We start from the raw sequence: 13077 nt of genomic DNA, 5'->3' as shown, positions 1-13077 counted from the left end.
ACTACGCTGCGCCCATGAGCATGCTGACGCCCCCCGGCATGGGCGGCAAGTACCGGATCACGGGGGACAAATACCCTCGGATGCGCCCTCCCCGGCGCCGGGCCAGGCTCGTGGCCGCCGTGGTGGCGTCCGTCGCGGTGCTCGGCCTGGTCGGCTGGGGCACCCTGCAGCTCATCGACGTCTTCACCGGCGGCGGCAAGAAGTCCACGGCGTCCGGTACGAAGACGGAGTGCCGGACCAAGGCCGCCGCGGCGGCCCGGGTGAAGGACGTGCCCGCACCGGGCGGGATCACCGTGAACGTCTACAACGCCACCGCCCGCAGCGGGCTCGCCAAGAAGACCGCGGACGAGCTGAAGAAACGCGGCTTCAAGATCGGCGACGTGGGCAACGCGGCGAAGGAGTTCGACAAGAAGATCAAGGGCACGGGGATGCTCCTCGGTCCCGTCACCGCGCAGGACACCTCTCTGCCGGTGCTCGCCACGCAGCTCGCCGACGCCGAGCGCCGCACGGACGCCGGGCGCAAGGGGGTGGCCCTCGACCTGATCATCGGGGACGCGTTCAAGGAGCTGGCCAAGCCGGCGGCGGCCCAGCAGGCGCTGACGGCGCTGACGGCTCCCGCGGATTCGGCGGATCGCCCGAAGAAGGCCTGCTGAGCCCTGCGGGGCTTGGACGGGGACTGCGCGTCGTTCTTCGAGTGCCGGCCGGACGTGGCTCGTCGCGCAGTTCCCCGCCGCGCCCTGCGGGGCTCTCAGCGGGGAAACCGCGCGCCGTTCTTCGAGTGCCGGCCGGACGTGGCTCGTCGCGCAGTTCCCCGCGCCCCTGGCGGGGCGCTGGTCGGGGTGGTTACTCGGCTGCGCCGTACAGGCGGTCGCCCGCGTCGCCGAGGCCCGGGATGATGTAGCCGTGCTCGTTGAGGTGGTCGTCCACCGCCGCCGTCACGACCGTCACCGGGGTGCCCGCCAGCTCGCGCTCCATGAGCTCGACGCCCTCGGGGGCGGCGAGCAGGACCACGGCCGTCACGTCGTCGGCGCCGCGCTTGATCAGCTCCCGGATCGCCGCGACCAGCGTGCCGCCGGTGGCCAGCATCGGGTCCAGGACGTAGACCTGGCGGCCGGAGAGGTCCTCGGGCATGCGCGTCGCGTACGTGGAGGCCTCCAGGGTCTCCTCGTTGCGGATCATGCCCAGGAAGCCCACCTCGGCCGTCGGCAGCAGCCGCACCATGCCGTCCAGCATGCCGAGCCCGGCCCGCAGGATCGGCACGACCAGCGGGCGCGGCCGGGCGAGCTTGACCCCGGTGGTCCTGGCCACCGGGGTCTCGATGTCGACCGCCTCGGTGCGCACGTCCCGCGTGGCCTCGTAGGCGAGCAGGGTGACGAGTTCGTCGGCCAGCCTGCGGAAGGTGGGAGAGTCCGTGCGCTGGTCGCGCAGCGTGGTGAGCTTGTGGGCGACCAGGGGGTGGTCGACGACGTGGAGACGCATGCCCACAACGGTACCTGCGCCCCGCGCTCCATCGTGCTGGCGTCAAACCGCCCATAAGAGGGAAAGTGGGAGGGACGGACTGGGGTGGTGTGACGTGCCTGATCTGCCTGATCTTCCCGAGGACGCGCCCGGGAACACCAAGGACTCGGCCGCGCCGGCGACACCCGGCGCCCGGGTCCGCGATCGCACGGCACCCGAGACGGACGCCGAGCGCCGGCGCCGGCGCGCCCAGTTCCTCCGTGATCTCGCCGAGGCCCGTGAGCTGCGCGCCCGGGTCCAGCCGCGACGCGCCAAGGCCGCGCGCCTGCGCCACGCGATGCGCATGCGGACGTTCCGCTGGTAGGGAGGAAAGCCGTGAGCTGGACCCGGTAAGGAAGTTGGCGCCGCGGAAGATCCGGGCCCGCGCCGACGTCTCCGAGGCGGGGCGTGCGTGAGCGCTTCGCAAAGCCGCGTACGATCCGCAGGTGGCGGCAACGAGCGCGCTGCTGAGTCGATGACCGATCCACGATCGAAACAGCCAGACACAGGGAGCCGAAGACGTCCCCTGAACGCCTTGTTTCTGCCACGATTCCGAGTGGGTGGGGCTCGGAGCCCAGGCTCTCTCCACCCACGTACCTCCGCCGGGGGGACCCCCAACCGGCACGCCTATGACCAGTGGGAGAGTCACGGTGTACTTCGCCGCACTGCTCGCGCGCACCGAAGACGGGTGGGAAGCGAGCGACACAGAGCTCGACGATGTGGAGACCCTGTCGGATCTGGCCGACCTGGCCCGGGAAGCCTCTCCCGACGAGGACACGGTGCTCGTCCTGATCGAGCAGGAGGACGCCTGGTTCGGCGTCGTCCGCGTGGACGGCGAGGACGACCCTCGCATCTACGTCTCGGACGCCGCCGCCGCCCAGCGCAGCGCCTACGGTGAGCTGCTGCTCACCGACGAACTGCTCGGCCGGGAGCCCGGCGCCGACGACGGCCCGGACCTGGACGCCCTCGACCTCGACGGCACCGAGGACGGCGAGTCCGAGGAGAACGACGAGGAGGGCGGCGGCGACGACGCGGTGCCGCACAGCCCCGTGGGCGACAGCCAGATCCTGGACGATCTCGGGATCGGCGAGAAGGAGCTGCGCATCCTGGACGCCGAGGACGCGCTGAGCACCATCGCCGAGGCGCTGGGCGCCTCGGAGGTGCTGGAGACCGTCCGCTGACCGGCCGGGACGCCCACGTCACGACCGGCCCACCGGACCCCGTGCGCGACCCCTGGCACCCCGCGATGCGACTCGCCCTGGACGAGGCCGAACGGGCCGTCCGGGGCGGGGACGTGCCCGTGGGCGCCGTTCTGCTGTCCCCGGACGGCGGGACGGTGCTCGGTGCCGGGCACAACGAGCGCGAGGCCACCGGCGATCCCACGGCCCACGCGGAGGTGCTCGCGATCCGGCGGGCCGCCGCCCGGCTCGGGGAGTGGCGGCTGACCGGTTGCACGCTGGTGGTCACCCTGGAGCCGTGCACGATGTGCGCGGGCGCGCTCGTCCAGTCCCGGGTGGACCGGGTCGTCTACGGCGCCCGGGACGAGAAGGCGGGCGCGGCCGGCTCCCTGTGGGACGTGATCCGCGACCGTCGGCTCAATCACCGGCCGGAGGTCGTCGAAGGCGTTCTCGCGGCCGACTGCTCCCGTCTCCTCACGGAGTTCTTCCGGGACCGCTGAATACCGATTTCTGACCACGCCCCACCTTGCTGTAGGGTCTCCCTCGGTAGCGTGTCCGAGCGGCCGAAGGAGCTCGCCTCGAAAGCGAGTGTGGCGCAAGTCACCGAGGGTTCAAATCCCTCCGCTACCGCTGGAAAAAGGGCCCCGTCGCAAGACGGGGCCCTTTCCGCGTTCCGGACGGGAACGCGGGGCCGGGGCTCCGCGCCCCTCTCCGCCCCGTCCGGCAAAAAGCCCGGGGCGGCAGGCGGTTGGCCCCCTCAAAAGGCGTGAAGGTTACACTCGCCGCCGGCAGCAGGGCACACGGGACAGAGGGACAGGGGAGGCCGCGGTGGCGGTGAACGCCAAGAAGATCGCCGTGTACGTGCTCGTGGTCTTCGCGCTGTACTTGATCATCACGGACCCGGCCAAGGCGGCCGACTACGTCCAGATAGGCTTCGAGGGCATTTCGGACGCGGCGAAGGCCATCGGCGACTTCATGACCTGGGTCGCCAACGGAGGAAAGAGCTGAGGTAATCCCCATGATCCGCCACCTGGTCCTCTTCAAGCTCAACGAGGGCGTCGAGCGCGACGATCCGCGGGTCGTGGCGGGCGTGGAGGCCTTCCGGGCCCTCGGCGGCCAGATCGAGGAGCTGCGCTTCTGGGAGTGCGGCTGGAACATCAGCGACCGGCCGATCGCCTACGACTTCGCGATCAACTCGGCCGTCGAGGACCCGGACGCCCTCAAGCGCTACCTGGAGCACCCGGCCCACCAGGCGGGCGTCGCGCTGTGGCGCGAGTTCGCCACGTGGGTGATGGCCGACTACGAATTCTGACCTCTTCCGCGCAGCAGCCCCCCGCCGTTCCGGCGGGGGGCTTTCGTGTGTCCAGCGCCTCAACTTGTCGGAGTTTACCCACAACACGGCGTTATGCGGTGCTTGCACACAGTGCACATGTCTTGTGATGCTATGACCGCTTTTGACGGATGATTGACCGATGAAGAGGTGGCGTTGACCGTGTCGGCCAGTACTGCGCCGCCCCAGGAGGAGGCGCCCGCTGAGGCGCCTCCGGCTCCAGAGAAGCGCCGTGGCGCCGACACCCGTGCCCTGACCCAGGTGCTCTTCGGCGAGCTGAAGGAGCTGGAGCCGGGCACGCCGGAGCACGACCGGGTACGGGGGGCGCTGATCGAGGCGAACCTCCCGCTCGTGCGCTACGCGGCCGCCCGCTTCCGCTCCCGCAACGAGCCGATGGAGGACGTCGTCCAGGTCGGCACCATCGGCCTGATCAACGCCATCGACCGCTTCGACCCCGACCGGGGCGTGCAGTTCCCGACCTTCGCCATGCCGACCGTCGTCGGCGAGATCAAGCGGTACTTCCGCGACAACGTCCGCACCGTCCACGTCCCGCGCCGGCTGCACGAGCTGTGGGTGCAGGTCAACAGCGCCACCGAGGACCTCACCACGGCCTTCGGTCGCTCGCCGTCGACCGCCGAGATCGCCGAGCGGCTCCGGATCAGCGAGGAGGAGGTGCTGTCCTGCATCGAGGCGGGACGCTCGTACCACGCCACCTCCCTGGAGGCCGCGCAGGAGGGCGACGGGCTGCCCGGACTGCTGGACCGCATCGGCTACGAGGACCCGGCCCTGGACGGCGTGGAGCACCGCGACCTGGTCCGGCATCTCCTGGTCCAACTCCCCGAACGGGAACAGCGAATCCTTCTGCTGCGCTACTACAGCAATCTCACCCAGTCTCAGATCAGCGCGGAACTCGGCGTCTCCCAGATGCACGTCTCGCGGTTGCTCGCCCGTAGCTTCCAGCGGCTCCGCTCGGCGAATCGCATCGACGCATAGGCCGCGGAGTCCACCACCGTCGGACCGGTGCACGGCGGGTGTTCGGCCGGTGCATGGCGGGGCGCACGGGAGCACGGCCCGAACAGCACTGCATCGCAAACCCGAGCGAGTGGTAACCGGCGCGAGCGAATCGCTCACCAGGGCTGTTGCCGACAGTTGTGTCCCGAAAAGCCGTCAGACCCCTTCTTTCCAGGGCCGATTCGTCACTCAGGTGTCGACATGTCACTACAGCGCGTTGCCGACATGTGACATTCTGCGGGAAGAGCGTTTGCCGGGGCTCCGGCTCCGGTATTCAGGTGAAGGCTGCGTTGCTCGAAAGGCAGCACCGCCGCGACCGTCCCGCGACCCAAAGGGGGTGGCATGTCCGCAGACAAGGGCAGCTCGAAGGTGCTTACGCCGACGACGAGTGAGGCAGCGCCCAAGGAGCTCGACGCTCTCGACGTCCTCGACGGCCTCGACGGCGTACCGGCTCTCGACGCCGCGCCGGCCCCGGCCGTTCCCTCCGCCGCTCCCGAGGAGACCGTCCCGGTCCTGTCGGCCTCGGCCGACATCGACACCCGCACCCTGTCCCGCTCCCTGTTCCTGCGGCTCGCCGCCCTGGACGAGGACAGCCCGGAACGGGCGTACGTCAGGGACACCCTGATCGAGCTGAACCTGCCGCTGGTCCGCTACGCGGCCGCGCGCTTCCGCTCCCGCAACGAACCGATGGAGGACATCGTCCAGGTCGGCACCATCGGCCTGATCAAGGCGATCGACCGCTTCGACTGCGAACGGGGCGTGGAGTTCCCGACGTTCGCGATGCCGACGGTGGTCGGCGAGATCAAGCGGTTCTTCCGCGACACCTCGTGGTCGGTGCGGGTCCCGCGCCGGCTCCAGGAGCTGCGCCTCGCCCTCACCAAGGCGAGCGACGAGCTGTCCCAGAAGCTGGACCGGTCCCCCACGGTGACCGAGCTGGCCGCGGTGCTCGGCGTCTCCGAGGAGGACGTGGTCGACGGCCTCGCGGTCGGCAACGCCTACACCGCCTCCTCCCTGGACTCACCGGCCCCCGAGGACGACGGCGGCGAGGGCTCCCTGGCCGACCGGCTCGGCTACGAGGACACCGCGCTGGAGGGTGTGGAGTACCGCGAGTCCCTCAAGCCGCTGCTGGCCAAGCTGCCGCCCCGGGAGCGCCGGATCATCATGCTGCGCTTCTTCGCCAACATGACCCAGTCGCAGATCGGCGAGGAGGTCGGCATCTCCCAGATGCACGTCTCCCGGCTGCTCACCCGGACCCTGTCCCAGCTGCGTGAGGGACTGATCTCCGACTGAGGGTTCTGTTCTGACGGTCCGTCAGTCACACTGGCCCGATGCTGCGAGCGACAGGGTCGGGCGGGGCCGCGGACAGGGCGCGTTCGAGAGGGACTCGTGGCCGCCGGGGCGCCGTTACGGCAGCTTCGGCGGCCGCCCTCTGTCTGGGCGGGGTCCTGGCCTCGTGCTCGGGCGGCGGTCCGGGCGGCGGCTATGCCGCGGTCGGCGCGGGCAACGGCATCGGGCCGGCCGGTCCGGGCGCCGGCACCCCGACCGGGTCGGTGACGCTGGTCCCCCTCGACGGGGACAACCGCGAGGGCACGGGCCGGCAGGGCGGCGGAAGGAACGAGGGCGGCGGGGACGGCAAGGTCCCGCGCACGGCCGGTTCGGATCCGGCCGACGACCGGGGCGCGGCGGATGGTCCCGGAGGGCCCGCCCGGGACGGCACACCGGAGCCGGGAGACGACGACGGCAGTTCACGCCCGGCCGACCACGAGGGCCCGACCGGTCACCCGGGCGACAAGACCGGCCCGGCGACACCGGCGCCCGGCCCGACCACTCCCGCCCCGGGCCCGGCCCCGAGCCGCACCTCCGCCCCGCGGCCGTCCCCGGCCGACCTCTCCTGGGGCGACCCCGCGACGGCGGACGCGGACAAGCGCTGGTGCCAGAAGGTGACCGTCGGCTTCCACAACTCGGGCGGCACGGCGGTGCGTTCCGGCTCGGTGACGTTCGGGACGCATATCATCGGCGGACTCGGCATCGACTGGGGGACGGTCGAGTCGACCGAGGACCTGCCGGTGCCGATCGGGCCGGGGGCGCGTACGGACCCCACCTGGACGGTGTGCGTCGACGCCTGGCGCGTGCCGCTCGGCATGCACATCGAGACGCGGGACGTCACCGTCCGGTGGCAGTAGGAACCGCGGGTCCTACTTGAACGCCAGCCAGGCGACGCCCGCCACCACGACGAGCGCCACCACGATGCCGATGATCAGGCCGACGCGGGGGCCCGAGGGGGCCGCCTGCTGCTGCCGGCCCTGGGGAGTCTCGTCGACGAACGCGCGGAACATCTGGGTGCTGCCGGCGGGGTCGTAATTGCCCTGGGGGCCCTGGGTGTTAGCCATGGCCCGAGACACTAGCGAATTCGGCTGACCGACCCAAGTGCGGGGCCACCGGGACAGAGGGGGGCACCCCACCCGCCATCACCTGCATATTTACACTCGCAATACGTGCCTTTGCCAAGTTTTTGCGCCGACCCACCCCTAGTTGTTTGCCTGCAGCAACCAAACACGTCTATGGTTGCCCCAAGCAACGAATACGGGAGGTGTGATGGCCGAGCCGGCGCAGTTCGAAGAGCTGGCGCGTCAGCTCAGCGCCGTCGGAGCCGTGAAAAGGGACATGGGGCGGATCCTGCCGCCCGACTGCCCGACCGGCTCGGCCGCCGTGCTGACCCTGCTCGGCCGCCACGGCGACATGCGCATGAGCAAGCTCGCGGAGCTGCTCGCGGTGGACATGTCGGTCACCAGCCGGCATGTGGCGCACGTCGCCGCACGCGGCTGGATCGAGCGGCACCCGGACCCCGCGGACAAGCGCTCGCGCATCCTGCACCTGACGCCCGAGGGCGTCGAGCAGCTGGACGAGCTGTCCCGGCGGACCACGCACCTGCTCGCCGAGCGGCTGGCGGACTGGACCGACGAGGAGGTCGGCCAGCTGATCCGGCTGATGACGCGCCTGCGCGCGTCCTTCGGCGACTGCCGGTCCGCCCCGCTGCGGCACACGTCCGCCACGGCCCCCGCATTCGAAGAGACCACCCGTACACCCGCAAGCACGTAAGAGAAGGAAGCCCATGGCAACGACCACACCAGCCGGTGTGCGGGCCCACGCCAAGCACGGGGGAGGCTCGGGTCACGCCCCGATGACCCACCGGCAGATCATGGAGGCACTGTCCGGGCTGCTGCTCGGCATGTTCGTGGCGATCCTGTCGTCCACGATCGTCTCCAACGCGCTGCCGCACATCATCGGAGACCTCGGCGGCGGCCAGTCCGCCTACACCTGGGTCGTCACCGCCGCCCTGCTGTCGATGACCGCGGCCACTCCCCTGTGGGGCAAGCTCGCCGACCTGTACAGCAAGAAGGCTCTCGTCCAGATAGCCCTCGTCATCTACGTGGTCGCCTCGATGGCGGCCGGCCTGTCCCAGAACCCCGGCATGCTGATCGCCTGCCGTGTGGTGCAGGGCATCGGCGTGGGCGGCCTGTCGGCCCTCGCCCAGATCGTCATGGCGGCGATGATCTCCCCGCGTGAGCGCGGCCGTTACTCCGGTTACCTGGGCGCCACGTTCGCCGTCGCCACCGTCGGCGGCCCGCTGCTCGGCGGTGTCATCACGGACACCTCCTGGCTGGGCTGGCGCTGGTGCTTCTACGTCGGCGTCCCCTTCGCGGTCATCGCGCTGATCGTCCTGCAGAAGACCCTGCACCTGCCCGTGGTCAAGCGCGAGGTCAAGGTCGACTGGGCCGGCGCGACCTTCATCTCCGCCGCCGTCTCCCTGCTCCTCGTCTGGGTCACCTTCGCCGGTGACAAGTACGACTGGGTGTCCTGGCAGACGTACGCGATGGTCGGCGGTTCGGTCGTGCTCGGCGCGATCTTCGTCCTCATCGAGGCGAAGGCCAGCGAGCCGATCATCCCGCTGCGCCTGTTCCGCAACCGCACCATCACGCTGGCCTCGCTGGCCTCGCTGTTCGTCGGTGTCGCGATGTTCACCGGCACGGTGTTCTTCAGCCAGTACTTCCAGCTGGCCCGCGACAAGTCCCCGACGATGTCCGGCGTCCTGACCATCCCGATGATCGGCGGTCTGTTCGTCTCCTCCACCGTCTCGGGTCAGTTCATCACCCGCACCGGCCGCTGGAAGGCGTGGCTGGTCAGCGGTGGCGTGCTGGTGACGGCCGGTCTGGCGCTGCTCGGCGGCATCCGGTACGACACCGACTACTGGAAGATGGCCATCTTCATGGCCCTGCTGGGTCTCGGCATCGGCATGATGATGCAGAACCTGGTCCTCGCCACGCAGAACCAGGTGGCGCCGTCCGACCTCGGCGCGGCCAGCTCCACGGTCACCTTCTTCCGCTCCCTCGGCGGTGCGGTCGGCGTCTCCGCCCTCGGCGCGGTGATGTCCCGCCGGATCACGCACTACGTCCAGGACGGCGTCTCCGCGCTGAGCCCCAAGTACCAGAAGGCCCTGGCCGGCGGTTCGGGCTCCACGGACAGCATCCCGGACATGGACGCGCTGCCCAAGCCCATCCGCACCCTGCTGGAGAGCGCCTACGGCCACGGCATCGCCGACGTCTTCCTGATCGCCGGCGCCCTCGCCGCCGTCGCCTTCCTGATCACGCTGTTCATCAAGGAGGTCCCGCTGCGGACCATGGGCGGGCTCGCGCAGGCCGCCGACGGCGAGGCCCCCGTGGTGGCCGACCCGGCCGCCGCCCCGGTCGTCGCCGAGGCCCAGGCCACCGAGCAGATCCCGGTCGCCGTGGCCGCCGCCCCGATGTCCGAGGACACCGACGGCACGGCCGTCGCCACGGCCACCCGGCAGCTGACGGCAGTCGCCACGGCCGCCGAGCCCGGCGGCGCCGGCGGCACCCCGGTGCACGGCTTCGTCCGCGGCGCCGAGAGCGCCCCGGTCCCGCAGGCCGCGGTCACGCTGATCTCGCTGTCCGGCCGGCAGCTGGGCCGCTCGGTCGCCCAGGCCGACGGTTCCTACGCGGTGCCCGCCCCGGGCACGGGCAGCTACGTCCTGATCGCCTCCGCCGACGGCTACCAGCCGCAGGCCTCCACCATCGTGGTGGGCGAGGAGCCGCTGGCGTACGACATCCTGCTCAGCGGCACCAGCGGGCTGACCGGTGTGGTCCGGGCCGCGGGCAGCGCGCTGCCGGTCAAGGACGCCATGGTGATCGTCACGGACGTGCGCGGTGACCTGCTGGCCACCGCCGCCACCGGGGAGCAGGGCGAGTTCGCCCTCACCGACCTGGTGCCCGGCACGATGACCGTCGCGGTCAACGCGGGCGGGTTCCGGCCGCGTGCGCTGCCGGTCGAGGTCGGCGCCACCGGCGTCACCCGGATCGAGGTGGACCTGGACGCCGGTGCCCGGCTGCAGGGTGTCGTGCGGGCCCCGCACGGTCCGCTGGCCGACGCCCGGGTGACCCTGGTCGACCAGGCGGGCAACGTGGTCGGCACGGCCACCACCGGTTCCGACGGTGCGTACGCCTTCACCGACCTCAACGGCGGCGAGTACACGGTCATCGCGACGGGCTACCCGCCGGTGGCCACGGCCCTGACCGTCGCCGGCCCCGGAGTCGACGGCCACGACATCGAACTCGCCCACCCCGGCGAGTAGTTCGGCCACGGCCCGTGGCACGCGCCGCTCCTGAAAGCTGCGGCGCGTGCCACGGGCCGGTTTCATACGACCATTTTGTAATGCTTTGCAGGGAGAAAACGGGATGGGACTGACCGCGAAGATCCGTACGCGGGACGGGTGGGCCGTGTCGCACGGGGTCGTCACGGTGACCGACATGACCGGCACGCAGGTGCTGCGCGCCGAGACGGACGCCGAGGGAGCCGTACGGGACACGACCGAGCTGGCGCCGGGGGCGTACACCGTGATCGTGACGGCCGTCGGCTACGCGCCCGCCGCGTCCAGCGCGATCGTCACCGCGAGCGGCCGGGCCGAGGTCGGCACGGTCACGCTGGCCCGGCAGGGCGGCACGGAGCTGCCGCCGCCCGGGCCGTGGACGATCGACCCGGTGCACTCCTCCGTCGCCGCGGTCGCCCAGCACCTGGGGATCTCCAGCGTGCACGGCCGGTTCACCGAGTTCGGTGGCACCATCGAGATCGACCCGGACGACGTCACCCGGTCCCGGGTCGCTGCGGTGATCCGCGCGGCCTCGGTCGACACCGGCAACGGCATGCGCGACACGCACCTGAAGTCCGCGGACTTCCTCGACGTGGAGCGGCACCCGGAGATCACCTACCGCTCGACCGGCGTGACCGCGGCCGGCTCGGACCGCTGGACCGTGCACGGCGAGCTGTCCATGCACGGCGTGGTCCGCCCGGTCGATCTGGACCTGGCCTACCTCGGCACCGGCGCCGACCCGTGGGGCGGCACCCGGGCCGCCTTCCGCGCCACGGCCGAACTGCACCGCGAGGACTTCGCGATGAACTACAACCAGGTGCTCCAGGCCGGCATCGCCGCCATCGGCACCACGCTGAAGATCGAGCTGGACATCCAGGCGGTCCAGGGCGCGTTCCTGCCCACCGCCTAGGGCCTGTCGTTCGGATCAGGCAGGCCTGGCCCACGGTGCCTTGTCGGCCGACCCGAGCGGGGATGATCCAAACGACAGGCCCTAGTTCTCGGTCGACCCCACGATGCGGCGGGCCAGGTCGCGCAGCTTGACGTTCTCCCGCTGGGAGGCACGGACCAGGCTCTCGAAGGCCGCCGCCGCGTCGATGTCGAGGCGCTCCATCAGGATGCCCGTGGCCTGCCCGATCAGGTCCCGGGTGTGCATGGCCTCCGTCAACTGCTCGCGTACCGTCGCCGAGTTCAGGGCGAGGCTCACATGGGTGGTGAACAGCCGGCCGAGGCGGGCGGTCCGCTCGTCGAAGGCGTGCGGCGCGCGGGCGTAGGCGCTCAGCACGGTCATCCGGCGCTTGTCGGCCCGCAGCCGCATGGAGAGCACCGAGCGCAGCCCCGGCCGGTCCCCGTCCGGGCCGCCGCTGTCGGCCATGCGCACCACCGGCGAGGTCCACAGCCGCTCCCAGTACGGCGGGTCCGGGTGACCCGCGTCCCGCACGATGTCGTCGGACCAGGCGACCGTACGCAGGGTGTCTCCGCGCTCGATCTCGAAGACCCCGGCGTGCTCGGCGCCGGGCAGCAGGTGCACCGCGAGCCGGACCGCGGTGGTCAGGGTGGCATCGGGAGTGGTCGTCTCGTGCAGCTCGTGGGCCGCCGCGGTGAGCGCTTCGGCCAACTCAAGGCCGACCGGAAAACCGGTCACATCGGAAAAGTCGGACGCAGCCACCACGAACCTCTCGGATGACACGGCCGTACGGCCGTGCGCAGGAGAGCTCCGCAGCACATTCCCGACTGCGAGCACAGGACATCAGCACTTTAGCTGCTCCATTGCGGTGAAGTGACCTTCGGCCGGCGCCGTGGTGCGCGAGATCCTCCGACGCGGTGAACCTGTGCCCAGCAGGGTCAGGCTGAACCCGCGGTGCTGCCCCTAGGCTGCGCGCATGGCACCGAACATCGCGACCAACACCCGTGTATCGCTGGACGAGCTGCTGGACTTCGTACGCCCCCGCCACCGCGCCCTCCTGATCACCCGTCGGGCCGAAGGCGGCCCGCAGGCCTCCCCGCTGACCTGTGGCGTCGACGACTCGGGCCGGATCGTGGTGTCGACCTATCCCGAGCGCGCCAAGACCCGTAACGCCAAACGGGATTCCCGCGTGACCCTGGTCGTGCTCAGCGACGAGTGGAACGGCCCCTGGGTGCAGGTCGACGGCACCGCCGAGGTCGTCGACGCCCCCGACTCGGTGGAGCCGCTGGTCGAGTACTACCGCAACATCGCCGGCGAGCACCCCGACTGGGACGAGTACCGCCGGGCGATGCTCAAGCAGGGCAAGTCGATCATCCGGGTGACCCCGGACCGCTGGGGCCCGATCGCCACGGGCGGCTTCCCGGCACGCCTGGCGTCCGACGACGCGTAGTCAGCCGCGTTCGCCTTTCCGGCGCGGGGTTGGGGGGGCGAG

16 protein-coding genes and 1 tRNA gene are annotated in these 13077 nt (G+C 71.2%); 14 read left to right on the top strand and 3 right to left on the bottom strand.

The features are described 5' to 3' along the window. Window positions 1-14 precede the first annotated feature (14 nt). Window positions 15-653, top strand: a complete 639-nt coding sequence (locus tag ACF08B_RS08390) for a LytR C-terminal domain-containing protein (protein WP_392316628.1) — start codon at window positions 15-17, stop codon at window positions 651-653. Between the two features lie 190 nt (window positions 654-843). On the opposite strand, the gene upp is transcribed toward ACF08B_RS08390, so the two are convergent. Continuing rightward, window positions 844-1479: a uracil phosphoribosyltransferase gene (gene upp, locus ACF08B_RS08385; RefSeq protein WP_392316627.1), complete on the bottom strand. Its 636-nt coding sequence runs from the start codon at window positions 1477-1479 to the stop codon at window positions 844-846. A 94-nt stretch (window positions 1480-1573) separates the two neighbouring features. Here upp and ACF08B_RS08380 point away from each other — a divergent pair, with 94 nt between their 5' ends. The 9 genes from ACF08B_RS08380 (at window position 1574) to ACF08B_RS08340 (ending at window position 7199) form a co-directional block, all read left to right on the top strand. Next, window positions 1574-1822: a hypothetical protein gene (locus tag ACF08B_RS08380; RefSeq protein WP_093476450.1), complete on the top strand. Its 249-nt coding sequence runs from the start codon at window positions 1574-1576 to the stop codon at window positions 1820-1822. A gap of 325 nt (window positions 1823-2147) precedes the next feature. Next, window positions 2148-2678 (top strand): hypothetical protein, encoded by a 531-nt coding sequence (locus ACF08B_RS08375; protein ID WP_392316704.1) that lies wholly within the window; start codon window positions 2148-2150, stop codon window positions 2676-2678. Between the two features lie 65 nt (window positions 2679-2743). Next, on the top strand, window positions 2744-3175 hold the full coding sequence (gene tadA / locus ACF08B_RS08370; protein WP_241840762.1) for a tRNA adenosine(34) deaminase TadA: 432 nt from the start codon (window positions 2744-2746) through the stop codon (window positions 3173-3175). Between the two features lie 45 nt (window positions 3176-3220). Further along, a tRNA-Ser gene (locus ACF08B_RS08365) sits at window positions 3221-3305 on the top strand. 198 nt (window positions 3306-3503) lie between these two features. After that, on the top strand, window positions 3504-3683 hold the full coding sequence (locus ACF08B_RS08360; protein ID WP_073887058.1) for a hypothetical protein: 180 nt from the start codon (window positions 3504-3506) through the stop codon (window positions 3681-3683). 10 nt (window positions 3684-3693) lie between these two features. Beyond that, window positions 3694-3987 carry a Dabb family protein gene (locus tag ACF08B_RS08355; RefSeq protein ID WP_392316626.1) on the top strand — a complete coding sequence of 98 codons (294 nt, stop codon included), beginning with the start codon at window positions 3694-3696 and terminating at the stop codon, window positions 3985-3987. A gap of 174 nt (window positions 3988-4161) precedes the next feature. Then, window positions 4162-4998 carry an RNA polymerase sigma factor SigF gene (locus tag ACF08B_RS08350; protein ID WP_093696842.1) on the top strand — a complete coding sequence of 279 codons (837 nt, stop codon included), beginning with the start codon at window positions 4162-4164 and terminating at the stop codon, window positions 4996-4998. Between the two features lie 360 nt (window positions 4999-5358). Then, the gene (locus tag ACF08B_RS08345; protein WP_093476444.1) at window positions 5359-6306 is read left to right on the top strand and encodes an RNA polymerase sigma factor SigF; all 948 of its coding nucleotides are present in this window, start codon (window positions 5359-5361) and stop codon (window positions 6304-6306) included. 38 nt (window positions 6307-6344) lie between these two features. Further along, window positions 6345-7199, top strand: coding sequence for a hypothetical protein (locus ACF08B_RS08340; RefSeq protein WP_392316625.1), 855 nt, complete (start codon window positions 6345-6347; stop codon window positions 7197-7199). A 12-nt stretch (window positions 7200-7211) separates the two neighbouring features. Here ACF08B_RS08340 and ACF08B_RS08335 read toward each other — a convergent pair whose 3' ends face one another. Beyond that, on the bottom strand, window positions 7212-7406 hold the full coding sequence (locus tag ACF08B_RS08335) for a hypothetical protein (protein ID WP_073890208.1): 195 nt from the start codon (window positions 7404-7406) through the stop codon (window positions 7212-7214). Window positions 7407-7611: 205 nt separating this feature from the next. On the opposite strand from ACF08B_RS08335, the gene ACF08B_RS08330 reads away from it, so the two are divergent. The 3 genes from ACF08B_RS08330 (at window position 7612) to ACF08B_RS08320 (ending at window position 11591) form a co-directional block, all read left to right on the top strand. Next, window positions 7612-8115 (top strand): MarR family winged helix-turn-helix transcriptional regulator, encoded by a 504-nt coding sequence (locus ACF08B_RS08330; RefSeq protein WP_093696844.1) that lies wholly within the window; start codon window positions 7612-7614, stop codon window positions 8113-8115. A 13-nt stretch (window positions 8116-8128) separates the two neighbouring features. After that, a complete protein-coding gene (locus ACF08B_RS08325) occupies window positions 8129-10666 on the top strand; it encodes an MFS transporter (protein ID WP_392316624.1) in 2538 nt (845 codons plus the stop codon). Between the two features lie 103 nt (window positions 10667-10769). Beyond that, window positions 10770-11591 (top strand): YceI family protein, encoded by an 822-nt coding sequence (locus tag ACF08B_RS08320; protein ID WP_392316623.1) that lies wholly within the window; start codon window positions 10770-10772, stop codon window positions 11589-11591. 81 nt (window positions 11592-11672) lie between these two features. Here ACF08B_RS08320 and ACF08B_RS08315 read toward each other — a convergent pair whose 3' ends face one another. Beyond that, the gene (locus ACF08B_RS08315) at window positions 11673-12323 is read right to left on the bottom strand and encodes a GAF and ANTAR domain-containing protein (protein WP_392316622.1); all 651 of its coding nucleotides are present in this window, start codon (window positions 12321-12323) and stop codon (window positions 11673-11675) included. A gap of 238 nt (window positions 12324-12561) precedes the next feature. Here ACF08B_RS08315 and ACF08B_RS08310 point away from each other — a divergent pair, with 238 nt between their 5' ends. Further along, window positions 12562-13035 carry a PPOX class F420-dependent oxidoreductase gene (locus ACF08B_RS08310; protein ID WP_392316621.1) on the top strand — a complete coding sequence of 158 codons (474 nt, stop codon included), beginning with the start codon at window positions 12562-12564 and terminating at the stop codon, window positions 13033-13035. Window positions 13036-13077 lie beyond the last annotated feature (42 nt).

The sequence above is a fragment of the Streptomyces sp. NPDC015139 genome (genome assembly GCF_043079785.1).
Classification (GTDB): Bacteria; Actinomycetota; Actinomycetes; order Streptomycetales; family Streptomycetaceae; genus Streptomyces; species Streptomyces albidocamelliae.
Note: the sequence above shows the minus strand (reverse complement) of the source record. Positions and strands in the feature narration are given on the sequence as shown.